The organism is Nocardioides pacificus (genome assembly GCF_054775955.1).
Map to the genome: position 1 here is coordinate 54,613 of NZ_BAAHCI010000011.1, position 23,038 is coordinate 77,650.

Below are 23,038 nucleotides of genomic sequence, written 5' to 3' on the forward strand. Positions count from 1 at the left end.
GAGCACGTCCTCGAGGAACAGCACGCCCAGCGTCGAGCCGTCCGGGTCGACGCTCCGGGCCACGTGGGCTCCGTGCTGCCGCATCCGAGCCAGCGCGTCCTCGATCTCCGCGTCGCGAGGCACCGCGACCAGCCGCCGGATCCGCTTGGCCGGCACGGGAGCGTCGAACGCGGCGCCGGCGATGTCCATGACGTCCTTCATGTGCAGGTAGCCCACGGGCCGATGCTCGTCGTCGGTCACGACGTAGCGCGAGTGCCCGTGCTCGAGCACGGCCCGCTGTACGTCGGCCGGCGAGGCGCCGTCCGGCAGCAGCACCATCGCGTCGAGGGGCACGTCGACGTCGGCCACGGTCTTGTCGGTGAACTCGAACGCGCCGGCCAGGGTCCCGGAGTGGTCGGTGAGCGTGCCCTCACGCCGCGACTGCTCCACGATCCCGGCGACCTCCTCGAGGGTGAACGTGCTGGTCGCCTCGTCCTTCGGCTCCACGCCGAACGCTCGCAGGACCAGGTTGGCGATCCAGTTCAGCGCGGCGATCACCGGACGGAAGATCCGCGAGACCAGCACCAGCGGGGGAGCCAGGATCAGCGCGGCGCGGTCGGGCACCGAGAACGACAGGTTCTTGGGGACCATCTCGCCGAACACCACGTGCAGGTAGGTCACCAGGACCAGGGCCACGACGAACGCGGAGATGCTGATGACGTCCGCCGACAGCGGGGTGAGGCCGAGCGGATACTCCAGCAGGTGGTGGATGGCGGGCTCGGAGACGTTGAGGATCAGCAGCGAGCACACGGTGATGCCCAGCTGGCTGGTCGCGAGCATCAGCGTGGCGTGCTCCATCGCCCACAGCGTGGTCTTCGCGGCCCGGCTGCCCTGGGCCGCCCGCGGCTCGATCTGCGAGCGACGTGCGGAGATGACGGCGAACTCGGCGCCCACGAAGAAGGCGTTGCCGGCCAGCAGGACGACCAGCCAGGCGATTCCGGGCAGGTACTCACTCATGGGTGGCCTCCTCCTCGACGTCGGACGGGACGAACTGCAGGCGGACGATGCGGGGACCGTCCAGGCGCTCGACGCGCAGCGTGCCGGCCTGGAGATCGACCTCGTCGCCGAGCTCGGGCATCTGCTCGAGCTCGGCGAGCACGAAGCCGGCCACGGTGTCCCAGTCGTCGTCCTCGGGGACCACCACGCCGGTGCGCTCGAGCAGCTCGTCGGGGCGCCACGACGCGTCGAAGGACACCGAGCGGCCGCGCCTGGTCAGTCCCGAGCGGGACCGGTCGTGCTCGTCCTCGAGCTCGCCGATGATCTCCTCGACGAGGTCCTCGAGCGTCACGATGCCCGCGGTGCCGCCGTGCTCGTCGGTGACGACCGCGATCTGCAAACCCTCCGAGCGCAGCAGCGCCAGCAGCACGTCGGCGCCCATCGTCTCGGGGACCCGGCTGGGCTCGAACATCAGGTCGGTCGAGAGCGTGGCGTCCCGCTCGGTCACGGGTACGGCGAACGCGCGCTTGACGTGGACGAAGCCGACCACGTCGTCGGGACCGTCGTCGAGCACGGCCAGCCGTGAGTGCCCGGTCCGGGCCGAGACCGCGATGATCTCGGCAGCGCTGTCCTCGATGCCGACCGACGTCATCCGCACGCGCGGCGTCATCACGTCCGAGGCGTCGTAGGAGGAGAAGCGCAAGGTGCGGTCGAGCAGCGTGGCATCGCTCTTCTCGAGCAGTCCGGCCGTCGCCGAGTGCCGGATCAGGTAGGTGAGCTCGTCGGCGCTGCGGGCGCCACTGAGCTCTTCCTTCGGCTCGATCCCCATCGACCGGATGATGGCGTTGGCGGTGTTGTTGAGGAGCGAGACCACCGGGCGGAACGTCGCGGTGAACGCGCTCTGGAAGGGGATCACGACCTTGGCGGTGGCCAGGGGCACGGCCAGCGCGAAGTTCTTCGGCACGAGCTCGCCGACCACCATCGAGAAGAGCGTCGCCAGGAGGACGCCGATGATCGTGCCGACGGCGACGACCGCGGCCTCCGGAAGCCCCGACGAGGTCAGCGGGTCCGCGAGGAGCGAGCTGACGGCGGGCTCGAAGGTGTAGCCCGTGAGCAGCGTGGTGAGCGTGATCCCGAGCTGGGCGCTGGACAGGTGCGTGGAGGTGATCCGCAGCGCCCGGATCGTCGGGTCGAGTCGCTTCTCGCCGCGCTCGCGGCGCTTCTCCAGGTCGTGCCGGTCGAGGTTCACCAGCGCGAACTCGGAGGCGACGAAGAGACCGGTGCCCACGGTCAGGAGCAGGCCGATGCCCAGCATCGCCCACTCATTCATGGTCTGCACCCCCTGACGAGGACGACGCCCGGTGGGGGCGGCAAGTCAGGGGGCAGGGACTGGGAGGGTGATCGTCCATCGTGGGCTCAGGGTAGCCACTCGCGCCAAGGCGAGACTGCTCAGCGCGGTCGCAGCGGAAGCCGTACGACGAACGTGGCGCCGTGGCCGGGGGCGGAGTCGACGCGGACGCTCCCCGCGTGCTTCTCCGCGATCTGCCGCACCACGGCCAAGCCGAGCTCGACGCCGGGCTCACGCACGGAGTCGGGCGTCCGATAGAAGGGCGCGAACACCGCCGCCTGCTGGGAGGGCTGGATGCCCGGCCCCTCGTCGGCGACCGTGAGCTCGACCGAGCCGTCGTCCTCCTTGACACCCACGACGACGTCGCCGCCGTCAGGGGAGAACCGCACGGCGTTGGAGACGAGGAGGTCGAGCAGACGCTCGAGCTTGGGCGCGTCGCCCAGGACGATGGGACCCGCTCCCGCGGGAGCGCGGATCCCGACGGTGCGGACCACGACGCCACGCGGCGACGGGAGCATCCGGTGCCGACCCACGACCGTGTCCACGAGCGCCTGGATGTCGACCGGCCCCGTGACGACGGCGCGGCGCTCAAGCATCACGCTGTCGACGAGCTCGTCGGCGAGGTCGTCGATCATCGCGGCGGCCCGGATGATCCGCTGGGTCAGCTCACGCTGGTGGAGATCGAGGCGTGGGGCGTCGGTCAGCTGCTGGGCCAGGTCGGCAACGGCCTGCAGAGGAGCGCGCAGGTCCTGGGCGATCCGGGTCACCTCGTCGAGGGACTGCTCACGGGCGGGGTCAGTGACGGACATCGGACTCTCCCAACAGGTCGTGCGGCTCCCGAGCTCCTCCCACCCTAGGACGCGAGCGCGTGGTTTCCCCGAGGCGAAGGGCCCCGGGGGGCCTGGGCGGGAGTCCCGAGTCCCGCCCGGTCATGGGGCGAGCGTCGCCCAGACGGTCTTGCCGACGCCGGCGCCCTCGATGCCCCACTGCTCGGCGAGCGCCTCGACGAGCAGCAGGCCGCGCCCGCCGAGCGCGTCGGGGCTGGCGCTGCGCGGCTGCGGGTGCTGCGGTTCGCGGTCGGTGACGGCGATGCGGACCCCGCCGTCGACCGGGGTCAGCTCCAGCACTGCGGGGCCCACCGCGTGGATGAGCGCGTTGGTCACCATCTCGCTGACCAACAGGGTCGCGGTCTCCTCGGTCCCCTCCTCGCACCACTGTCGCACCGTGTCGCGGGTGAAGGCACGGGCCGCCGCGACCTCGACCTCGCTGTGCACGGTGAGCCGGGCCGCTGCGTGCCCGGGCAGGTGAGCGAAGTCGGCGATGAGGAGGGCGATGTCGTCCTCTGGGCTCAGCATCACCCGGTCGAGCACGAGGTCCGCGGCCTCCTCGACAGTGCCGTGCCCGTCGCGGACGGCGTCGAGGAGACGGCTCACCTCGCTGTCCATGTCACCGGTGCGGTGCTCCACGAGTCCGTCGGTGTAGAGGACCGCGCGGTCCCCGGCCTGGACCTGTCCCAGCGTCACCGGCCAGCTCGCGCCGGGCACGCCCAGCGGCGGTCCCGACTGGTGTCCGACCTCGAGGACGGTGCCGTCGGCCCGGCGCAGGACGGGCAGCGGGTGTCCGGCGCGCACCAGCGCTACCTGGCCCGTGGCCGGGTCGAGCGTGGCCAGGCAGCACGTCACGATGACCCCGGCCTCCTCGACCAGCGGGTTCACCCGGGCCAGGGCGACGTCCGGCGGGTGGCCCTCGGCGAGGTAGGCGTGCAGAGCCGTGCTGACGCGGCCCATCACCGCCGCCGCCGAGAAGCTGTGCCCCTCGACGTCGCCGACGACGAGGGTGACCTGCCCGCCCGAGCCGACCACCACGTCGTACCAGTCGCCGCCGACCTCGGCCCCGGCGGTGCCGGGGAGATAGCGCACGGCCACGTCGATGCCGGGAACGTCGGGAAGCCGCTGGGGCAGCAGCGAGCGCTGCAGCGTGGTCGACGACTCGGTGAGCTCGGCGACGTGGCGGTGCAGCCGGCGCTGGGCCGCAGCCTCGGCCTCGTGCAGCCGGACCCGCTCCAGGGTGGAGGCGAGCTGGCCGGCGACAGCCTCGAAGAAGCGGACGTGCGAGTCGCTGAACCCACGGGGATCGAACCACTGCAGCACCAGCGCACCGCGGGTCGACGCCGTGACCGTCAGCGGCAGGGCGATGACGGAGCCGACGTCGGGGAGGGCTTCCGCGAGCTCGGGATAGCGATCCTCGAACTCGGGGCGACAGGTGACCCAGACGGGTGCGTGCGTGAGCGTGGCGTCGCGAACCAGCGAGGGGAACGTCGTGGGGGCTGACTGGTAGTAGTGCCCGGTGCGCTCGGGGGTGGCCCGCGTGCCCATCGAGCGGAACTCGTCGCCCTCGCGCAGGAAGACCGCGATCCGCATCGCGTCCAGCTGGGTGAGCAGCGTCTCGGCCATCGCGTCCAGGGCGTCCTCGGCGGTGAGCGCGCTGGCCAACCGAGCCGTGGCGCCCTGCAGCATGGTGAGCTCCTGGGCGGTGCGCTCCGCCTCCATCCGGGCGCTCTTCTCCCGCGCGTAGAGGCGAGCGTTCTCGACGGCCACCGCCGCGTGGGCGGCGACGGCCTGCACCAGGCGCTCCGTGGTGCCGTCGAAGCGGTGGGGCTCGGGATGGCCGAAGAGGAGAGCGCCGATCACGGCCCCGTGCCCGGACACGACGGGGACGCCGAGGTAGCTGCGCAGGGGGAGGTGGCCGCGGGGCAGGCCGGTCACCCGCGGGTCGAGCGAGAGGTCGTCGACGCGGGTCAGGCCGCGGCCCGAGAAGGTGGGCTCGAACAGCGCGGTGATCCGCGGCGACGGCATCTGCTCGAACTGGGCGGCGTCCGCCCCCGAGAGCACGTGGAGACGGTAGGCGTTGCCGCGGTCGTCGGTGGCGTTGTAGAAGAAGGCGCCGAACGACGCCCCCGACAGCCGGGTGCCGGTGTCGGTGACCGCCTGCAGCACCAGTCGCAGGTCGAGGTTGGAGTTGATCGTCTCCGTCAGGTGGACGATGAGCTCCGTGGCGTCGCCGCGCGATGACGGCAGCGGCTCCTCCACCATGTGTCCTGTCGTCCTTCGTCGCCCGGGCGACGGCGGGGGCCCGCCGACGCGGCTGACGCTACCCGAGGGGCGTCGGCGGACGCACCGTTTCCGACGCCCTCACCTGACGCATCAGCGACCCATCAGCGGCGCAGGCGAGCCATCCACTCCTCGACCTCGCCCGCCTCTCGGGGAAGGGACGCCGAGAGGTTCCGCGAGCCGTCGTCGGTGACGAGGATGTCGTCCTCGATCCGGATGCCGATGCCGCGCAGCTCCTCCGGCACCAGCAGGTCGTCCTCCTGGAAGTAGAGGCCGGGCTCCACCGTCAGCACCATCCCGGCCGCCAGGTCGCCCTTGGGGTAGACGTCGGCGGAGGCCTGCCCGCAGTCGTGGACGTCCAGGCCGAGCATGTGGCTGGTGCCGTGGAGCGTCCAGCGCGCGTAGACCCGGCTGTCGGGGGAGAGCGCCTCCTCGGCCGACACGGGGAGCAGCCCCAGGTCCTCGAGGCCGTGAGCGAGCACGTGCATCGCCGCCTGGTGCGCGCCCAGGAACGGCGTGCCCGGTCGTACGGCGTCGATCCCGGCCTGCTGGGCGGTGTGGACCAGCGTGTAGAGGTCGCGCTGCAGGGAGGTGAACGTCCCGGAGATCGGCAGGGTGCGGGTCACGTCCGCGGTGTAGAGGTTGGTCCCCTCCACACCCATGTCGAGCAGGGCCAGCTCGCCGGGGACCATCGGGCCGGTGTTGTCGATCCAGTGCAGGGTCGTGGCGTGTCGTCCGCCGCCCACGATCGAGTCGTAGCCGATGTCGTTGCCCATCGCGCGCGCCCGGCGGAAGAACGTCCCTTCCACCCAGCGCTCGCCGTACTTCAAGACGTTGTCCCAGTCGCGCAGCGAGTCCTCGAAGCCGAGGGCGGTGATGTCGCACGCCTCCTGGAGCTGGGCGACCTCCCACTCGTCCTTGACCAGGCGCATCTCGGAGAGCACTCGGGCGAGCTCGCCGTCGCGGCTGTCGTCGGGGGCGACGAGGGAGTCGACGCGCTGGTCGATGCCCCGGTGGACGCGGGTCTTGCCGGTCGCCTCCAGGACCCGGGGGAGCTCGTCGATGTGACGCACGGGGAGCCCCAGGGACATCGACATCTCGTGCAGCGACGGGCGTCGACCCGCCCACAGCGCGCCGTACTGACGGTCGCGGAAGAACTCGTCGCTGTCGCGGCCCGAGCGCGGCCGGGCGTAGAGCACCGCCTCCCCGTCGTCGAGGACGAGCACGGCGTCGGTGGTCTGGTTGCCGCAGAAGTAGGCGTGCGCCGTGTCCGTGCGGAAGCGGTAGTCGGTGTCGTTGGCGCGCACCTTGAACGTCCCGGCTGGAAGCACCAGGCGCTCCCCGGGGAAGGCGTCGGCCAGCCGGGCCCGACGGGCCGCCGCCCAGGGCGTGACCGGGTGGGGCGGCAGGTCGAGCTCGCGCTCACCCCAGCCGGTGCGCATGAAGGCGGCGTAGGCCTCCGGGACGGCCGGGTCGTGGGACTCCGTCGCCGCCGGGGTCGCCGGGGGATCGGTGGGCTCACTGGGGGTCATGTCGCTCACCCGCGTCACTCTACGCCGCCGAGCTCAGGGCTCCGTTAGGCTTCGCCCCATGCCCGTGCGTAGCCGCGACAACGTCGTCTTCACGGCCGTCGTGGCAGTTCTCGTGGCCCTGTGTGCCGTGCCGATGGCCGTGGTCATCCTGCTCTCCGGTGCGACCTCCACCCTGCTGCTCGCCACCCTGCTCGCCGCGCTCCCCGTCGTACCCCTGGTGGCGTGCTTCCTCTGGCTCGATCGCTATGAGCCGGAGCCCCGGTCCCTGCTCGCGCTCGGGCTCGCCTGGGGTGCGTTCGTAGCGACGGCTGCGGCGCTGCTCCTCGGCGGCGTCGGGGGTCTGGTCGGCGGCTTCTCGGAGGCACAGAGCCTCGCGGTCGTCGCGCCCGTGACGGAGGAGGCCACCAAGGGCGCGTTCCTGCTCCTGCTGCTGTGGTGGCGTCGATACGAGCTCGACGGCGTCCTCGACGGGATCGTCTATGCGGGGATGGTCGGCATCGGCTTCGCGTTCGTCGAGAACATCCTCTACCTCGCCGCGGCGTACGACGGGACCGACGGCCTCGGGCCGGGCGGCACCGAGGCGGTCACCGGGACCTTCGTGGTCCGCTGCCTGGTCAGCCCCTTCGCCCACCCGCTCTTCACTGCGTTCACCGGTATCGGCGTGGGGATCGCGGTCAACGCCCGATCGGGCGTGATCCGTCTGACGGCCCCGGTGACGGGGTACCTGCTGGCTGTGGCCTCGCACGCACTGTGGAACTCGTCGACCCTGGGTGGGTTCGGCAGCTTCATCACCACCTACGTGGTGGTGATGGTTCCGGCGTTCCTCGGACTCATCTGCCTCGCGATCTGGGCGCGGATGTCGGAGGCGCGCCTGCTGGCGGCAGCGCTCTCCGATGCCAGCGCACGCGGGCTGCTCCCCAGCACCGACATCGCATGGCTGGTCCACCTCGGAGCCCGGCGCAGCGCCCGCAGCTTCGCCCGTGCGGCAGGCGGTCCCGACGCCGAGCGGGCCATGCGCGACTATCAGCAGGCGGCGATCGAGCTCGGCTTCCTCCATCACCGCTACCTGCGGGGCACGCCGCCACCCGACTTCGCCGCCCGCGGGGCCGACTACGCCGCGCAGCTCTCCGCTGTGCGACCCTTCATCTCCTTCCCCGGACAGGTGGTACCCACCCGATGACCGATCAGCCCGACCCGTCGACCAAGCCGCAGGGGTCCCCCCCAGTCACGACCGGGGCCACGACCGGGGCGACGACCGGTGGGACGACCGGCGCGGCGACGAGCTCGCGCGACGCCACCCGGATGCTCACCGCGCTGGTGCGCCTGCGCAGCACGCTGCAGGGCGCCCAGCTGCCGCTGGAGATCCCGCGCGTGGAGGAGCTGCGCGTGGCGCGGGCCGAGATGGTCTCCCAGCTCGAGGACTACGTGATCCCGCGGCTGATGACGATCGACGCGCCGCTGCTGGCGGTCGTGGGCGGCTCGACCGGGGCGGGCAAGTCGACGCTGGTCAACTCGCTGGTGGGGCGGCGGGTCACCGAGCCGGGCCTGCTGCGCCCGACGACGAGGTCGCCGGTGCTGGTGCACAACCCCGCGGACGGCCACTGGTTCGGGCAGGACCGCCTGCTGCCCGACCTCGAGCGCGTCGAGCGCTCGACCAACGACCCGGCCGCCCTGCAGCTGGTCCCCTCCGACACGATCCCGGCCGGCCTCGCGATCCTGGACGCCCCCGACATCGACTCGGTGGAGGAGCGCAACCGGACGCTCGCCTCCCAGCTGCTCGCGGCCGGCGACCTGTGGCTCTTCGTGACCAGTGCCGCGCGCTATGCCGACCAGGTCCCGTGGGGCTTCCTGCGTCAGGCCGCCGAGCGCTCGACCGCCGTGGCGATCGTCCTCGACCGGACCGCTCCCGACGCGGTCGAGACCGTCGCGACGCACCTCGCCCGGATGCTCGCGAGCCGCGGGCTGAAGGACTCCCCGCTCTTCACCGTGCACGAGGGCGCCCTCGACGAGCACGGTCTCCTGGCCCCTGACGAGGTCGCCGACATCCGGGGCTGGCTCGACTCGCTCGCCGCCGACGCCGACGCCCGGGCGGACGTCGTCAAGCAGACGCTGCAGGGCGCGATCCGCACCCTGGCGCGGCGCAGCCACAGCATCGCCGACGGCGCGGCCGAGCAGATCACCGCGATACAGCGGCTACGCGGGGACGTCGACGAGGCCTACGACGCCGCGATCGACGACATCTCACGGGCCACCATCGACGGGACGCTGCTCCGTGGCGAGGTGCTCGTCCGGTGGCAGGAGTTCGTCGGCACCGGCGAGCTGCTCAAGTCGCTGGAGAACAAGGTGGGCTGGCTGCGCGACCGCATCGTCAACGCGGTGAAGGGCAAGCCCCAGCAGGCCGAGCGGGTGACCGTCGCCGTCGAGTCCGGACTGGAGACGCTGCTGCTCGAGCACGCCGAGGCCGCCGCCGAGCGGGCCGCCGGGTCCTGGCGCTCGCTGGCCTCCGGAGAGGCCCTGCTCTCCGACGCGGGCGAGGACCTGGGCCGGGCCTCGCGCGACTTCCGCCGCCTCGCCGAGCGCGCCGTACGCGACTGGCAGCAGGGGGTGCTGGAGATGGTCCGCACCGAGGGCGCCGACAAGCGCTCCACCGCGCGGTTCCTGGCGTACGGCGTCAACGGGCTGTCCGTGGCGCTGATGGTGGTGGTCTTCGCGAGCACCGGGGGCGCCCTGGTCGGTGCCGAGGTCGGCATCGCCGGCGGCTCGGCGATCCTCGGGCAGAAGCTGCTCGAGGCGGTCTTCGGCGACCAGACGGTGCGCGCCCTCGCCGACCGGGCCCGCACTGATCTCGAGCGTCGGGTCGCGGAGCTGCTGACCAAGGAGCGCTCCCGCTACACCGACCTGCTCGACTCGCTCGGCATCGAGGCCAAGTCGGCCGAGAAGGTGCGCTCGGCGGCCCGCGCCGTCGACGACCTGCGCTTCGCTGCCGTCCAGCGTTCGGGTGAGCACAGCTGAGCGCATAGGGTGGCACGACACGCACATCCGAGGCTTCGAGGGAGAAGATGACGTCCTTGCTCGAGGGGGCCAAGAACCTGGTCACCCGGAGTACCGACATCGGCGCCCGCGTCGATGGGCTCGAGTCCGCCGTCGCGCTGGCCCGCGGTCGGCTCGACGACCAGCTCGTCGACGAGACCGCTGCGACGGTCGAGAAGGCCGCCGGGCGTCTTCGCCTCTCCGCCGACCACACCGTCGTCGCCATCGCCGGAGCCACGGGGTCGGGCAAGTCCTCGACGTTCAACGCGCTCACCGGCCTCGAGCTCTCGGCCACCGGCGTGCGTCGACCGACCACCTCCTGGGCGACCGCGTGCATCTGGGGTCGCGAGGGGGCCAGTGAGCTGCTGGAGTGGCTCGGCATCCCTGAGCGCCACCAGACCACCCGCGACTCGATGCTCGACACCAAGCGGGAGGGCAACGCCCTCGACGGCGTCGTGCTGCTCGACCTGCCCGACCACGACTCGACCGAGGTCTCCCACCACCTCGAGGTGGACCGGCTCGTCGAGCTCGCCGACATGCTGGTGTGGGTGCTCGACCCGCAGAAGTACGCCGACGCCGCGGTCCACGAGCGCTACCTCGCGCCGCACAGCGAGCACAGCGAGGTGATGGTCGTGGTCCTCAACCACCTCGACGTCGTCCCCGAGCCGCGTCGGGCCGGGATGCTGGACGACGTGCGCCGCCTGCTGGAGGCCGACGGACTCCACGACGTTCCGGTGATCGGCTTCAGCGCCCGTGAGGGCTGGGGCGTGGAGGAGCTGAAGAGCGAGATCGCCGGCCGGGTGAAGGCCAAGAAGGCGACCAAGACCCGGCTGGCCGCGGACCTGCGGACCGCCGCCGAGCGCCTCAGCGACGCCTCCGGCTCCGCCCGTCCCCGCCAGCTGCCCAAGCAGCGCATCGCCGAGCTGGACGACGCGCTCGCCGATGCGGCCGGAGTGCCGATCGTCGTCGACGCCGTGGAGGCGTCCACGCGGCAGCGCGCGGCCCGGGCCACCGGCTGGCCGCTGGTGGCGTGGTTCTCCCGGTTGCGCCCGGACCCGCTCAAGCGCCTCCACCTCGACCTCGGCGCCGCCGGCAAGGAGCTGACGGGCCGCGGACGGACCTCCGTGCCGGAGGCGACCAGGGTCCAGCGCGCCCGGGTGGACGCCGCCGTACGCCGCGTGGCCGACGAGGTCTCGGTCGGACTGTCGCAGCCGTGGACGGCGTCGATCCGCGAGGCCTCGGTCTCCCACCTGCCCGAGCTCGGCGACCGGCTCGACGCCACGCTGGCCTCCACCGACCTCGGGGTCGCCAAGACCCCGATCTGGGCCAACCTGGTCCGGGTGCTGCAATGGCTGCTGATGCTGGCGGCGCTGATCGGCGGCGTGTGGCTGCTGGCGCTCGCGGTGATGGGCTACCTGCAGATCGACGCCTCCGCACCAGAGGTCTCCGGACTCGCGCTCCCGACGCTGCTGCTGCTGGGCGGTGTGGCGCTGGGGATCGTGCTGGCCCTGGTCTGCCGGGTGCTGGTCGAGGTGACCGCGCGGCGACGGGCGAAGTCCGCCGACAGACGGCTGCGCGAGGGGATCCACGAGGTCGCCGAGGAGCTGGTGGTGGCGCCGGTCGAGCGCGAGCTCGAGGTCTACAGCCAGCTGCGTGCGCACCTCGCCCGCGCGCTGAAGTAGCAGGCAGCCCCGAAGCAGCCCACGAAGCGTCCACAGCCGCACCGGCGCCGGGCGTTCTCCACAGGAGTGCGCCGGCGTCTCCTGCCGCGTCGTGCCATCGCCGAGTCTGGTCCGCATCCGTCATCGAGATGCGAAGGAGACACGAGGATGAACGACACCTACATCACGTTCCAGGGCTGGGTCGGCAGCGACGTCACGCTCACCGAGATCGGCGGGGGAGTGCAGGTCGCCTCCTTCCGGGTCGGGAACACCCCACGACGCTTCCGCGGCGGGCAGTGGGAGAACGGCGAGACCGCCTGGCACACCGTCAAGGCCTGGCGCTCCCTGGCCAGCCACGTCGAGGGATCGGTGCGCAACGGCGACCCGGTCATCGTGCACGGTCGGCTCGAGGCCGACGTGTGGCAGCGCGAGGACGGGCAGACCTCGACGCGCTACGTGGTGGTGGCCACCTCGGTCGGCCACGACCTGGCCAAGGGCACGTCGACGTTCGCCAAGGCGTCGCGCCAGGAGCTGACCCCGGCCGTGGACCAGAGCCCGGTCCGCGAGGTGATCCACTCCTACGACGAGGGGGGACCCAACCTCGACGCCCACGGGGAGGTGGTGACTCCGCCCGCGGCCAGGCCCGCCGCCTGAGTCGGGGGATCGACTGCGGGGCGCCCGTGTGGGGCGCCGTGCAGGGACGCCCGGTTGGAGTCGAGGGGTGCGGGGACCGTAGGCTCGCCTGTCATGGCGGAATATGTGTTCACTCTGCGCAATGTGCGCAAGGCCCATGGCGACAAGGTCGTCCTCGACAACGTGACCATGTCGTTCCTGCACGGCGCCAAGATCGGCGTCGTCGGTCCCAACGGCGCCGGCAAGTCGTCGCTGCTCAAGATCATGGCGGGGCTCGACCACGCCAACAACGGCGACGCGATCCTCGACCCTGAGGCGACCGTGGGGATGCTCCAGCAGGAGCCTCCTCTCAGCGAGGGCAAGACCGTTCTCGAGAACGTCGAGGAGGCGGTCGGCGAGATCAAGGGCAAGCTCGACCGCTACAACGCGATCTCCGAGGAGCTCGCCTCCCCGGACGCCGACTACGACACGCTGCTGGCGGAGATGGGCGACCTCCAGACCGACCTCGACCACGCGAACGCCTGGGACCTCGACAGCCGCCTGGACCAGGCGATGGACGCCCTGCGCTGCCCGCCGCCTGAGGTGCTCGTCGACAACCTCTCCGGTGGTGAGCGACGCCGCGTGGCGCTGTGCAAGCTGCTCCTCCAGCAGCCCGACCTGCTGCTGCTCGACGAGCCCACCAACCACCTGGACGCGGAGTCCGTGCAGTGGCTCGAGGGCCACCTCAAGAACTACCCGGGCGCAGTCCTCGCCGTCACCCACGACCGCTACTTCCTCGACAACGTCGCGGAGTGGATCGCCGAGGTCGACCGTGGTCAGATCCACGGCTACGAGGGCAACTACTCCACCTACCTCGAGACCAAGAAGGACCGCCTCAAGATCGAGGGGCAGAAGGACGCCAAGCGGGCCAAGATGCTCGAGCGTGAGCTCGCCTGGGTGCGCTCCAACGCCAAGGCCCGCCAGACCAAGAGCAAGTCCCGTCTGGCGCGCTACGAGGAGATGGCGGCCGAGGCCGACCGGATGCGCAAGATCGACACCTCCGAGATCAACATCCCCGCCGGTCCCCGCCTCGGCGACGTGGTGCTCGAGGCCGACGGCCTGGCCAAGGGCTTCGAGGGCCGCACGCTGATCCACGACCTGTCCTTCAGCCTGCCGCGCGCCGGCATCGTCGGGGTCATCGGCCCCAACGGCGTCGGCAAGACCACGCTCTTCCGGATGATCACCGGCCAGGAGGAGCCCGACGCTGGCTCGCTCACGGTCGGGCAGACCGTCAAGATCTCCTACGTCGACCAGAGCCGCGGCGGGCTCGACGGGGAGAAGAACGTCTGGGAGGTCGTCTCCGACGGGCTCGACTTCATCAAGGTCGCCAACTTCGAGATGAACTCGCGCGCCTACGTCGCGTCGTTCGGCTTCAAGGGGCCCGACCAGCAGAAGAAGGCCGGCGTGCTCTCCGGTGGAGAGCGCAACCGGCTCAACCTCGCGCTGACGCTGAAGATGGGCGGCAACATGCTGCTGCTCGACGAGCCGACCAACGACCTCGATGTGGAGACCCTCTCCTCGCTCGAGGACGCGCTGCTCGACTTCCCCGGCTGTGCCGTGGTCACCTCGCACGACCGGTGGTTCCTCGACCGCGTCGCGACCCACATCCTCGCGTGGGAGGGCGACGACGAGGACTCCGCCAAGTGGTTCTGGTTCGAGGGCAACTTCGCGGCCTACGAGGAGAACAAGGTCGAGCGGCTCGGCGTCGAGGCGGCTCGCCCGCACCGGGTGACGCACCGCCGCCTCACCCGCGACTGACGACCACACGACCGGACGCCTCTCGGCGTCACCCCGGGGTCAGCGGATCTCGACCTCGGGGTGGCCGCCGATGAGGCGGTCGGCGACCGCGTCCATGACGCGGCCCAGCGCCGCGAAGTCCTGCTCGTCGGCCAGGTCGACGAGGTTCTCGCGCACGCCGCGCACGTGCACCGGGGCAGCCTCGGTGAGCAGCGCGTAGCCCTTGTCGGTCATCGTGGCCACGATGCCACGCCCGTCGTCCGCGCTCTGGCTGCGCTTGACCAAGCCTGCGTCCTCCATCCGCGCCACCGTGTGGGTGACCCGGCTGCGGCTGTGCCGCAGCGCGTCGGCGAGCTGGGCCATCCGCAACTGCCGGCCCGGGCGCTCCGAGAGCCGCACGAGGATCTCGTACTCGGTGAGCGAGAGGTTGAAGGTCCTGCGCAGGTCCTCGTCGAGCCGGTCCATCAGCAGGGTGTTGCCGATGATCAGGGCACGCCAGGAGCGCTGCTGGTCCGCGGTGAGCCATCGGACCTGTGTGTCTGCCATGGCGGGGAGTTTACTTCTCCGGCGCCCGCGCGCTGGTGAACTTGCGCATCGCGGCGTCGCCGGGTCTCGGAACGCCAACCCCGCAACGGCGGACGCCCGGCCGCTGTCGCGGCCGGGCGTCCGGGTGCTGCTGGATGGTGCGAGGGGCGTGGGTCAGCTCATCCGCTCCAGGATGAGCGCCATGCCCTGGCCACCGCCCACGCACATCGTGATCAGGCCGGTGGACTTGTCGTGCCAGTCCAGCGAGTTGATCATCGTGTTCTGCAGGCGGGCACCGGTCATCCCGAAGGGGTGGCCCACGGCGATCGCGCCGCCGTTGATGTTGAGCCGGTCCAGGTCGATGCCGAGCTCCTGGTAGGACGGCACGACCTGCGCGGCGAACGCCTCGTTGATCTCGACCAGGTCGATGTCGCCGATGCTCATGTTCGCGTGCTTGAGGGCGCGCTTCGTGGCCTCGACCGGGCCGAGGCCCATGATCTCGGGGGACAGCCCGCTGACGCCGGTGGAGATGATGCGCGCCAGCGGCGTCAGGCCGAGCTCCTTGGCCTTGGTGTCCGACATCATCACGACGGCGGCGGCGCCGTCGTTCAGCGGGCAGCAGTTGGCGGCCGTGACGACGCCGTCGGGCCGGAAGACCGGCTGCAGCTGCGACGCGGCCTCGTAGGTGACGCCGGCGCGCGGGCCGTCGTCCGCGGAGACCACCGTGCCGTCGGCCAGCGTGATCGGGGTGATCTCGCGGGCCCAGAAGCCGTCGGCGATCGCCTTCTCGGCGAGGTTCTGGCTGCGGACGCCGAACTCGTCGAGCTCCTTGCGGCTCAGGCCGCGCATCCGGGCGACGTTCTCGGCCGTCTGGCCCATCGCGATGTAGGCGTCGGGGAGCAGGCCGTCCTCGCGGGGGTCGCGCCAGTCCTGCCCACCCTGGGCGTACTCCTCGGTCTTCGCGACGGCGTCGTCGAAGAGCGGGTTGCGAGTGTTGGGGATGTGGTCCGAGGTGCCGTTGCGGAAGCGCGACACGGTCTCGACTCCGGCGGAGATGAACACGTCGCCCTCGCCGGCCTTGATCGCGTGGAAGGCCATCCGCGTGGTCTGCACCGAGGAGGCGCAGTAGCGGGTGATGGTCGCGCCCGGCACCTCGTCCATGTCGTTGAGGACGTTGACGATGCGGCCCATGTTGTTGCCCATCTCCCCGCCGGGGAGACCACACCCGAGGTAGAGGTCGTCGACCGTCTTGCGGTCGAGCTCGGGCACCTTGTCCAACGCGGCCTTCACGATGAGGGCCGCGAGGTCGTCGGGGCGGAAGTCCTTGAGCGAGCCCTTGTTCGCTCGGCCGATCGGTGAACGAGCGGCGGAAACGATCACTGCCTCAGGCATTGCGAATTCTCCGTTCAAGTGGGGGGTGGTGCCGGTGAAACCTGTTCCAGACCGGGACCCGGGGCACAGCCTAGTGCCAGAGGACTGCGATCCTTTGTGTCGTGCGCCACCTTTATGAGTGCCCGCTGCGGTGGGCCGACCTGGACATGCTCAACCACGTCAACAACGTGACCTACGTCGACTATCTGCAGGAGGCTCGCGTCGACATGCTGCTCACGCACGCCCCGCAGCGGCCGGCCGAGGAGCTCGCCGAGGCGCTCGTGGTGGTGCGGCACGAGGTCCACTACCGAGCGCCCCTGAAGTTCCGGTTCGCGCCGGTGAGCATCGAGTGCTGGGTGACCGAGATCCGCGCGGCCACCTTCACGATGGCCTACGAGGTCTTCGACGAGACGGCCGAGGGACGCCGGGTCTACCTGCGCGCCAGCACGGTGCTCACGCCGTACCTCTTCGAGGAGGAGCGGCCGCGGCGGCTGCTCGCCGAAGAGAAGGAGGTGCTGACCGGCTTCCTCGAGGACCCGCCGGTGGGTGAGGCGGCCGGCTTCGGCGCGGTGCCGCGCAGCGACATAGGGCACTACCCGCTGCACGTGCGGTTCTCGGATGTCGACGTCTACGGCCACGTGAACAACGTGAAGTACTTCGAGTACTTCCAGGAGGCGCGGATCGTGCTGATGGACCGCCTCGCCTCCGGGCTCGGCACCGAGATCGCGCACATGCGGATGGTGGTCGCCCAGACCGATGTCGAGTACCGCGTGCCGATCCTCTTCCGACCCAGGCCCTACGACGTGTGGAGCGCGATCACCCACCTGGGACGAACGTCGATGGTCATCGAGTCCGAGATCCTCGACGGGGAGACCGTCGCGGCTCGCGCTCGGGTGGTCGTGGTCTTCTTCGACCCCGCCACCGAGCGACCCACCATGCCGCCGGAGTCCGTGCGCGACGTGGTCACCGCCCTGATCGACGGCTGAGCAGGTCCGTCCGGGCGCGCCTACTCGGGGGTGTTGATCATGAACTGCGCCGCGTGGGTCACGTAGTCCCACAGCTGCGCGTCCTGCTCCGGCGGCAGGGCGACCTCGTCGAGCCCCTCGCGGAAGTGCACCAGCCAGCGCTCCTTGGAGGCCGGGTTCACGGCGTACGGCGCATGGCGCATCCGCAGGCGGGGGTGCCCGCGCTGCTCGGAATAGGTCGAGGGGCCGCCCCAGTACTGCACCAGGAAATGGGTGAAGCGCTCGGCCGCCGGGCCGAGATCCTCCTCGGGATACATCGGGCGCAGGATCTCGTCGGTCGCGACGCCCTCGTAGAACTTGTCGACGATCCGCTTGAACGTCTCGTAACCGCCGACCTCGTCATAGAACGTGCTCACGGGTCCCATTGTGCCGACCCCAGCCCGAAGGGCCCTGGCGGGGGAGCCCGAAGGGCCCTGGCGGGGGAGCCCGAAGGGCCCCCGGCGGGGGGAGCCTGACGAGACCCTGGCGGGGGAGTGGGGGCGGCGTGGAAGACTCGACGCGCAACCCGTCCACGACGCAAGGAGTCAGATCCATGGCAACCACCCGCACCGCGCAGACCAACTGGGAGGGCACCCTCCTCGAGGGCGCCGGCAAGGTGACGCTGCAGTCCTCGGGCGTCGGCACGTTCGACGTGTCGTGGCCCTCGCGCGCCGAGGAGGCCAACGGCAAGACCAGCCCCGAGGAGCTCATCGCGGCGGCCCACTCGTCCTGCTTCTCGATGGCGCTCTCGTCCGCGCTGACCAAGGCCGGCACGCCGCCGACCTCGCTGCAGACCACCGCCGACGTGGAGCTCACGCCCGGCACCGGCATCACCGGCATCAAGCTGACCGTGGTCGGCACCGTCGAGGGGATCTCCGCGGAGGACTTCGCGGCGGCCGCCGAGGGCGCCAAGACCGGCTGCCCCGTCAGCCAGGCACTCGCCGGTACGACGATCACGCTGGACGCCTCGCTCTCCTGAGGCGCACCGCCTCGCTCTCCTGAGGCGCACCGCCTGACGCACACGGCCGTCGCCATCCTCCGCGGGTGGCGACGGCCGTGTGTGGTTCTGCGACGGTCAGGTTGCTGGGTGGTGGGTGTCCTCGCCCGGGTGGTGGGTCTCCGCGGGGGCCTTGTCCGGGACCTCGACGGGCTCGCCGCCCTCGCGGTGCCAGATCACCCGCTGGGCGAAGGGGATCTCGATCCCCTCGTAGTCGAAGCGCGCCTTGATCCGCTGCCGCATCTCGCGGGCGACGGCCCACTGCTCCATCGGCGCGGTCTTGAGCGCCACCCGCACCGTCACGGCATCGGCGGCGAGCGCCTCGACCCCCCAGACCTCGGGCTCCTCGATGACCAGGCCCCGGAAGTCGTCGTCCTGCCACAGGTCGTGGGCGACCTCCTGCAGCACGCGGCGCACCTTGACCAGGTCCTCGTGGTAGGCGACGCCGACGTCGATGACCGAGCGCGCCCAGTTCTGGCTCATGTTGCCCACCCGCAGGATCTCGCCGTTGCGGACGTACCAGACGGTCCCGTTGATGTCGCGCAGCCGGGTGACCCGCAGGCCCACCGCCTCGACGGTGCCGCTTGCCTCCCCGACGTCGACCACGTCGCCCACGCCGTACTGGTCCTCGAAGATCATGAAGATGCCCGAGAGGAAGTCCTTGACCAGGGTCTGCGCACCGAAGCCGAGGGCGAGGCCGAGGATCCCGGCGCTGGCGATGATCGGCGTGATGTTGACGCCCACCTCGGCCATCACCATCACCGCGGTGATCGCGAAGACGACGCCGGTGAGGATGCTCTTCAGCAGCGAGCCCATCGTCCGGGTCCGCTGCACCCTCCGCTGGCTGGTCGGTGCGGTGCTCAGCCCCTGCGTCAGGGGAGTGTGGCCCAGGCTCATCCGGCTCACCCGGCTGGGGAGGACGCCGTCCTCGGCGCGCGCGACCACCCGGTCGATCAGCCGGTGCAGCACCCATCGGGCGAGCAGCCCGAAGATGATCAGGCCGAGAATGGCCGTCGGCTTCCCCAGGAGGATCTCGGCGGTCTGGGAGGCCGTCTCGTTGCCGGTCATCTTCCACATGACGCGGCAGGAGATGGCCTGGTCGGGTTCACACGGGTCAACAGTCTCCAGTCCGAACATGACGACCAGTATCGGGGTGTGCTGGTGAGCGCTCGGTCGGAAGGGGGGGAGGGGCCGTCGGAGAGTGCCGGCGCGACCGTCGTGGTGGTCACGGGAGGGACGCTGGCTGGACCCACCTCGCTGAGCCGATATCCTTGGCCGTGTGACCGCCCTGTCGAAGACCTCCGCCCCCCGCCGTGCCGCCCGCGCTGTCGTCGTGACGGCGGCGACCACCGGCCTCCTCCTCACCGCGACCCCCGCCCTCGCGGACGTGCCCGTGGGCTGGAGCGAGCCTGACGAGGTGAACACCCTGGACGCGCTCGTCGTCATCGTCGGCGCCCCGCTGCTGCTGGCGCTGCTGATCACGTTCCTCGTCCTGTTGCCGTCGCTCGCGCGCGGCAACAAGTCGGCCCCGGGCTCCCAGGGCCGCGACGAGTGGTTCGGCGGCCCCCGCAAGGGCACCGCCGAGCTGGCCACCCCCGACGACGCCGAGTCGCAGGCCGGTGGCGCTCGTGCCGGGTGGTGACCGCTTCACCGCAGCCGAACGGCGCGACATCGACCAGACGATTCGCAAGGCGGAGGAACTGAGTCGGTGTGAGTTCTCTGTCTTCGTCGGCACGGCGGAGGGAGACTCCCACGCCTTCGCCACCCGCCTGCACAACACCCTCGCCGCACCGGCACGCAGCGTGCTGATCATGGTGGACCCGACGGCCCGCGCCCTGGAGATCGTCACCGGCGCCCACGTGCGGCGCCATCTCAGCGACGCCGAGACCGAGCTGGCCGCGCAGGCGATGAGCTCGGACTTCGCCCAGGACGAGCTCGTCGGCGGTCTGCGCCGGGGGATCCAGATGCTTGCCGCCCACGCCTGCGGCTGAGGCCTCGCCCGGAGGCGCCACCAGACACAGAACCGCCCCTGTCCGCTTCAGCGGACAGGGGCGGTTCTCGTCGTGGTGGGCTGCTGCCTCAGGCGGCGGCGGCCGGCGCGGCTGGGGTGCTCGCGGAGACCCAGTGGGCCTCCAGGTGCGTGCGGCCCCTGTGGTCGCGAACCTCGACCCACGTCATCCTCAGCTGGTCGCGCTGCATGGCGGACATCTCGGGAACGCTCATGGGACACCTCCTGTTCACTTTCTGTTCACCTAAGGTAGTCCTTCCCCACTCAGGCGTCCAGTCCGCGCAGATTTCAGACGTCTTCCTCCACGGGCAGGGGGTCGCCGTGGCGCGCCGCGGTCCCGCCGCTCCAGTCCCGCCGAAATGTAACGCGGGGTTATGCCCTCTGCCCCAGCGTCAGAACGCTGCGGCAGTCGGCATAACCCCGCGTTACAAGGGGTGGTGCGGGCTCACGCCCTGGCGTCGCGCTCCTGGGCGGCCAGCGCGCGAGCCATGTCGGAGCGGCCCTCGCGGACGTAGCGCTTGGCGGCCGGGTTGGCCTGGGATGCCGCGAGCCACTCGTCGATGCGGGCGAGCGTCTCGGGGGAGACCAGCGGCATGGGGAACATGTACTCCAGAGCGGTCGAGGCCCGCTGGGTGCCCTTGTCCTCCCAGATCGTCTCGGCGACGGTGAGGTAGCGCTCGAGGTACGGCGCGAGCAGCTCGGCCTGGCCGCTCACCTGGAAGCTCGCGGCGATCTGGCGCTGGGTCTCGTTGGGGATGTCGTCGCGCTCGATCGCGTCGCGCCACGCCTGGGCCTTGGCCTCGGCGGTGGGGCGCACGGTGAGCGCCATCGCGGCGCGCTCCTGGCCCGAGATCGTGTTGTCGCGGGCGGCCTCCTCGGCGATGCGCGTCTCGTCGGCGCGCCCGTGGCGGGCCAGGGCCGCGAGAAGCGTCCAGCGCAGGTCGGTGTCGACAGCGAGACCCTCCAGCGTGACCGAGCCGTCCAGCAGTCCCGCGACGTGGTCGAGGGCGCCGTCGGTGTGGGCGGCGGAGGCGAACGCCCGAGCGAAGGCCAGCTGGTGGTCGGAGCCGGCCTCGGCGGCGGACAGGAGCGAGCGGAGCCCGTCCTCCCACTGGGCGGCGAGGGCGTCGCGGCCGGCCGGCGCGGCGTAGTAGCTCACCGCGGTCCGGGCGTAGACGGGCAGCCGGCTGACGGCGGTGAGGTCGGTCTCCGTGCCGATCCCGCGCAGCACCAGCGCCACAAAATCGGTCGCGCTCATCTCCGCGTCGCGGGTCATGTCCCAGGTGGCGCCCCAGAGCAGGGCACGTGCCAGCGAGTCGTCGACCTTGTCGATGTGCGCCACCGCGGTCGCTAGCGAGCGCTCGTCGAGGCGGATCTTGGCGTAGGTCAGGTCGCCGTCGTTGAGTAGGACGAGGTCGGGCTGACGCTCGCCGACGAGCGCGGACACGTCGGTGGTGGCGCCGGCCACGTCGATCTCGACCGACGTACGACGCACGAGCCGGCCGTCGACGAGGTCGTAGAGGCCCACGCCGATCCGGTGGCGGCGCAGGGTGGGGAACTGCTCGTCCGCGGTCTGCGCCACGGAGAACGACGTGAAGCAGCCGGCGGCGTCGACGTCGAACACGGGCGTCAGCGTGTTGACGCCGGAGGTCTGCAGCCACTCCTGGGCCCAGGAGGCGAGCTCGCGCCCCGACGAGCGCTCCAGCGAGGTCAGCAGGTCGCTGAACTCGGAGTTCGAGAACTCGTGCGCCTTGAAGTAGGTGCGCAGCCCCGCGAGGAACTCGTCGATGCCGACCCAGGCCACCAGCTGCTTGAGCGTCGAGGCGCCCTTGGCGTAGGTGATGCCGTCGAAGTTCACCTCGACGGCCTCGAGGTCGAAGTTGTCGGCCGCGATCGGGTGGGTGGAGGGCAGCTGGTCCTGGCGGTAGGCCCAGTTCTTGCGGGCGTTGGTGAAGCCGGTCCACGCCTCGGTGTACTCGGTCGCGTTGACCATCGCGTGGTGGGAGGCCCATTCGGCGAAGGACTCGTTGAGCCACAGGTCGTCCCACCAGCGCATCGTGACGAGGTCGCCGAACCACATGTGCGCCATCTCGTGGAGCACGGTGTTGGCGCGCTGCTCGTAGAACGCGTGCACCTGGCGCGAGCGGGGGAGGTACTCGTCGCGGAACGTCACACAGCCGGCGTTCTCCATCGCGCCCATGTTGTACTCCGGCACGTAGAGCTGGTCGTACTTGCCGAACGGGTAGGGGTAGTCGAAGGCGTCCTCGAAGAACGCGAAGCCCTGCTTGGTGATCGCGACGAGCTCGTCGACGTCGAGGTGCTCCTTGATCGACTGGCGGCAGAAGTGGCCCAGCGAGATCTCGCCGTGGCGACCCTCGTAGGTGTCGCGCACCTCGTGGTACTCGCCGGCGACCAGGGCGGTGATGTAGGTCGACATCCGCTCGGTGGTCGGGAAGGCCCACGCGGCCGTGCCGTCCCCGGCGTCGCGCGGCTCGGGGGTCGCGGCGTTGGACACGACCTTCCAGTGCGAGGGGGCGGAGACGGTGAACGTGAAGACGGACTTCAGGTCGGGCTGCTCGAACGTCGTGTAGACGCGGCGAGCGTCAGGCACCTCGAACTGGCTGTAGAGGTAGACCCTGTCGTCGGCGGGGTCGACGAAGCGGTGCAGCCCCTCGCCGGTGCGGCTGTAGGTGCAGTCGGCGCGGACGACCAGCTCGTTGTCGGCGTCGAGACCGTCGAGGCGGATCCGGCTGTCGGCGTACGCCGCCTCCGGGTCGATGCTGCGCCCGTTGAGCGTGATCTCGTGGATCGTCGCTCCGACGAGGTCGGCGAACGTCGTCGCGCCGGGCTCGCTGCAGGTGAAGCGGATCGTGGTGGTCGACCCGAAGGTCTTGTCGCCGGTCGTGAGATCCAGGTCGATGGAGTACGACGTGACGTCGAGGAGTGCGGCGCGGGTGGCCGCCTCGTCCCGTGTGAGGTTGGTTCCAGGCATAGGCGCATCCTCTCACCCGGGAGCCGGGGCGCCGAACTACACCAATGTAGTTGCCTGAACGGCGTGTCGGACTTGA

At 71.1% G+C, this 23,038-nt stretch carries 20 protein-coding genes; 9 read left to right on the forward strand and 11 right to left on the reverse strand.

The annotated features are described in order from the left end of the window. The 5 genes from ACYU7L_RS13895 to ACYU7L_RS13915 form a co-directional block, all read right to left on the reverse strand. The coding region (locus tag ACYU7L_RS13895; protein ID WP_460797620.1) for a hemolysin family protein at nt 1-996 on the reverse strand (996 nt) is incomplete at its 3' end. Further along, nucleotides 989-2,305, reverse strand: coding sequence for a hemolysin family protein (locus ACYU7L_RS13900; protein ID WP_460797622.1), 1,317 nt, complete (start codon nt 2,303-2,305; stop codon nt 989-991). The genes ACYU7L_RS13895 and ACYU7L_RS13900, both read right to left, overlap by 8 nt. Before the next feature lie 119 nt (nt 2,306-2,424). Beyond that, on the reverse strand, nt 2,425-3,132 hold the full coding sequence (locus ACYU7L_RS13905) for a sensor histidine kinase (RefSeq protein ID WP_460797624.1): 708 nt from the start codon (nt 3,130-3,132) through the stop codon (nt 2,425-2,427). A 120-nt stretch (nt 3,133-3,252) separates the two neighbouring features. Then, nucleotides 3,253-5,415 (reverse strand): SpoIIE family protein phosphatase, encoded by a 2,163-nt coding sequence (locus ACYU7L_RS13910; RefSeq protein WP_460797626.1) that lies wholly within the window; start codon nt 5,413-5,415, stop codon nt 3,253-3,255. Nucleotides 5,416-5,537: 122 nt separating this feature from the next. Then, nucleotides 5,538-6,965, reverse strand: coding sequence for an aminopeptidase P family protein (locus ACYU7L_RS13915; protein ID WP_460798799.1), 1,428 nt, complete (start codon nt 6,963-6,965; stop codon nt 5,538-5,540). Nucleotides 6,966-7,023: 58 nt separating this feature from the next. Here ACYU7L_RS13915 and ACYU7L_RS13920 point away from each other — a divergent pair, with 58 nt between their 5' ends. The 5 genes from ACYU7L_RS13920 to ettA all read left to right on the forward strand — a co-directional run bounded on the left by ACYU7L_RS13920 (nt 7,024) and on the right by ettA (nt 14,086). Continuing rightward, nucleotides 7,024-8,145 (forward strand): PrsW family intramembrane metalloprotease, encoded by a 1,122-nt coding sequence (locus ACYU7L_RS13920; protein WP_460797628.1) that lies wholly within the window; start codon nt 7,024-7,026, stop codon nt 8,143-8,145. Beyond that, a complete protein-coding gene (locus ACYU7L_RS13925) occupies nt 8,142-9,977 on the forward strand; it encodes a dynamin family protein (RefSeq protein WP_460797630.1) in 1,836 nt (611 codons plus the stop codon). Before ACYU7L_RS13920 ends, ACYU7L_RS13925 begins: the two co-directional genes overlap by 4 nt. 47 nt (nt 9,978-10,024) lie before the next feature. Then, nucleotides 10,025-11,677 carry a GTPase gene (locus tag ACYU7L_RS13930; RefSeq protein WP_460797633.1) on the forward strand — a complete coding sequence of 551 codons (1,653 nt, stop codon included), beginning with the start codon at nt 10,025-10,027 and terminating at the stop codon, nt 11,675-11,677. A gap of 147 nt (nt 11,678-11,824) precedes the next feature. Then, nucleotides 11,825-12,310 (forward strand): single-stranded DNA-binding protein, encoded by a 486-nt coding sequence (locus ACYU7L_RS13935; protein ID WP_460797636.1) that lies wholly within the window; start codon nt 11,825-11,827, stop codon nt 12,308-12,310. Between the two features lie 93 nt (nt 12,311-12,403). Beyond that, nucleotides 12,404-14,086 carry an energy-dependent translational throttle protein EttA gene (gene ettA, locus ACYU7L_RS13940; RefSeq protein WP_460797639.1) on the forward strand — a complete coding sequence of 561 codons (1,683 nt, stop codon included), beginning with the start codon at nt 12,404-12,406 and terminating at the stop codon, nt 14,084-14,086. A gap of 39 nt (nt 14,087-14,125) precedes the next feature. Here ettA and ACYU7L_RS13945 read toward each other — a convergent pair whose 3' ends face one another. Next, a complete protein-coding gene (locus tag ACYU7L_RS13945; RefSeq protein WP_460797641.1) occupies nt 14,126-14,611 on the reverse strand; it encodes a MarR family winged helix-turn-helix transcriptional regulator in 486 nt (161 codons plus the stop codon). A 153-nt stretch (nt 14,612-14,764) separates the two neighbouring features. Next, nucleotides 14,765-15,982: an acetyl-CoA C-acetyltransferase gene (locus ACYU7L_RS13950; RefSeq protein WP_460797643.1), complete on the reverse strand. Its 1,218-nt coding sequence runs from the start codon at nt 15,980-15,982 to the stop codon at nt 14,765-14,767. Between the two features lie 101 nt (nt 15,983-16,083). Here ACYU7L_RS13950 and ACYU7L_RS13955 point away from each other — a divergent pair, with 101 nt between their 5' ends. Then, complete coding sequence (locus ACYU7L_RS13955; protein WP_460797645.1) at nt 16,084-16,947, forward strand: acyl-CoA thioesterase; 864 nt, start codon at nt 16,084-16,086, stop codon at nt 16,945-16,947. Nucleotides 16,948-16,967: 20 nt separating this feature from the next. On the opposite strand, the gene ACYU7L_RS13960 is transcribed toward ACYU7L_RS13955, so the two are convergent. Further along, nucleotides 16,968-17,351: a globin gene (locus tag ACYU7L_RS13960; protein ID WP_460797647.1), complete on the reverse strand. Its 384-nt coding sequence runs from the start codon at nt 17,349-17,351 to the stop codon at nt 16,968-16,970. A 167-nt stretch (nt 17,352-17,518) separates the two neighbouring features. Between ACYU7L_RS13960 and ACYU7L_RS13965 the strand changes: the two genes are divergently transcribed. Next, on the forward strand, nt 17,519-17,944 hold the full coding sequence (locus ACYU7L_RS13965) for an OsmC family peroxiredoxin (protein WP_460797650.1): 426 nt from the start codon (nt 17,519-17,521) through the stop codon (nt 17,942-17,944). Nucleotides 17,945-18,040: 96 nt separating this feature from the next. On the opposite strand, the gene ACYU7L_RS13970 is transcribed toward ACYU7L_RS13965, so the two are convergent. Then, nucleotides 18,041-19,039: a mechanosensitive ion channel family protein gene (locus ACYU7L_RS13970; protein WP_460797652.1), complete on the reverse strand. Its 999-nt coding sequence runs from the start codon at nt 19,037-19,039 to the stop codon at nt 18,041-18,043. 202 nt (nt 19,040-19,241) lie between these two features. Here ACYU7L_RS13970 and ACYU7L_RS13975 point away from each other — a divergent pair, with 202 nt between their 5' ends. Together ACYU7L_RS13975 and ACYU7L_RS13980 are read left to right on the forward strand one after the other, a co-directional pair. Beyond that, nucleotides 19,242-19,604 carry a hypothetical protein gene (locus ACYU7L_RS13975; RefSeq protein WP_460797655.1) on the forward strand — a complete coding sequence of 121 codons (363 nt, stop codon included), beginning with the start codon at nt 19,242-19,244 and terminating at the stop codon, nt 19,602-19,604. Further along, nucleotides 19,582-19,953, forward strand: a complete 372-nt coding sequence (locus ACYU7L_RS13980; protein ID WP_460797657.1) for a DUF5130 family protein — start codon at nt 19,582-19,584, stop codon at nt 19,951-19,953. Before ACYU7L_RS13975 ends, ACYU7L_RS13980 begins: the two co-directional genes overlap by 23 nt. Nucleotides 19,954-20,041: 88 nt before the next feature. Here ACYU7L_RS13980 and ACYU7L_RS13985 read toward each other — a convergent pair whose 3' ends face one another. Together ACYU7L_RS13985 and pepN are read right to left on the reverse strand one after the other, a co-directional pair. Continuing rightward, nucleotides 20,042-20,185, reverse strand: coding sequence for a hypothetical protein (locus ACYU7L_RS13985; RefSeq protein ID WP_460797661.1), 144 nt, complete (start codon nt 20,183-20,185; stop codon nt 20,042-20,044). 230 nt (nt 20,186-20,415) lie between these two features. Continuing rightward, nucleotides 20,416-22,962, reverse strand: a complete 2,547-nt coding sequence (gene pepN, locus ACYU7L_RS13990) for an aminopeptidase N (protein ID WP_460797664.1) — start codon at nt 22,960-22,962, stop codon at nt 20,416-20,418. Nucleotides 22,963-23,038: the final 76 nt, after the last annotated feature.

What these genes read in the sequence shown, in the direction of transcription:
- ACYU7L_RS13900 (WP_460797622.1), bottom strand. Translation starts at nt 2,305, where the DNA reads ATGAATGAGTGGGCGATGCTGGGCATCGGCCTGCTCCTGACCGTGGGC.
- ACYU7L_RS13905 (WP_460797624.1), bottom strand. Translation starts at nt 3,132, where the DNA reads ATGTCCGTCACTGACCCCGCCCGTGAGCAGTCCCTCGACGAGGTGACC.
- ACYU7L_RS13910 (WP_460797626.1), bottom strand. Translation starts at nt 5,415, where the DNA reads ATGGTGGAGGAGCCGCTGCCGTCATCGCGCGGCGACGCCACGGAGCTC.
- ACYU7L_RS13915 (WP_460798799.1), bottom strand. Translation starts at nt 6,965, where the DNA reads ATGACCCCCAGTGAGCCCACCGATCCCCCGGCGACCCCGGCGGCGACG.
- ACYU7L_RS13920 (WP_460797628.1), top strand. Translation starts at nt 7,024, where the DNA reads ATGCCCGTGCGTAGCCGCGACAACGTCGTCTTCACGGCCGTCGTGGCA.
- ACYU7L_RS13925 (WP_460797630.1), top strand. Translation starts at nt 8,142, where the DNA reads ATGACCGATCAGCCCGACCCGTCGACCAAGCCGCAGGGGTCCCCCCCA.
- ACYU7L_RS13930 (WP_460797633.1), top strand. Translation starts at nt 10,025, where the DNA reads ATGACGTCCTTGCTCGAGGGGGCCAAGAACCTGGTCACCCGGAGTACC.
- ACYU7L_RS13935 (WP_460797636.1), top strand. Translation starts at nt 11,825, where the DNA reads ATGAACGACACCTACATCACGTTCCAGGGCTGGGTCGGCAGCGACGTC.
- ettA (WP_460797639.1), top strand. Translation starts at nt 12,404, where the DNA reads ATGGCGGAATATGTGTTCACTCTGCGCAATGTGCGCAAGGCCCATGGC.
- ACYU7L_RS13945 (WP_460797641.1), bottom strand. Translation starts at nt 14,611, where the DNA reads ATGGCAGACACACAGGTCCGATGGCTCACCGCGGACCAGCAGCGCTCC.
- ACYU7L_RS13950 (WP_460797643.1), bottom strand. Translation starts at nt 15,982, where the DNA reads ATGCCTGAGGCAGTGATCGTTTCCGCCGCTCGTTCACCGATCGGCCGA.
- ACYU7L_RS13960 (WP_460797647.1), bottom strand. Translation starts at nt 17,351, where the DNA reads ATGGGACCCGTGAGCACGTTCTATGACGAGGTCGGCGGTTACGAGACG.
- ACYU7L_RS13965 (WP_460797650.1), top strand. Translation starts at nt 17,519, where the DNA reads ATGGCAACCACCCGCACCGCGCAGACCAACTGGGAGGGCACCCTCCTC.
- ACYU7L_RS13970 (WP_460797652.1), bottom strand. Translation starts at nt 19,039, where the DNA reads ATGTGGAAGATGACCGGCAACGAGACGGCCTCCCAGACCGCCGAGATC.
- ACYU7L_RS13985 (WP_460797661.1), bottom strand. Translation starts at nt 20,185, where the DNA reads ATGAGCGTTCCCGAGATGTCCGCCATGCAGCGCGACCAGCTGAGGATG.
- pepN (WP_460797664.1), bottom strand. Translation starts at nt 22,962, where the DNA reads ATGCCTGGAACCAACCTCACACGGGACGAGGCGGCCACCCGCGCCGCA.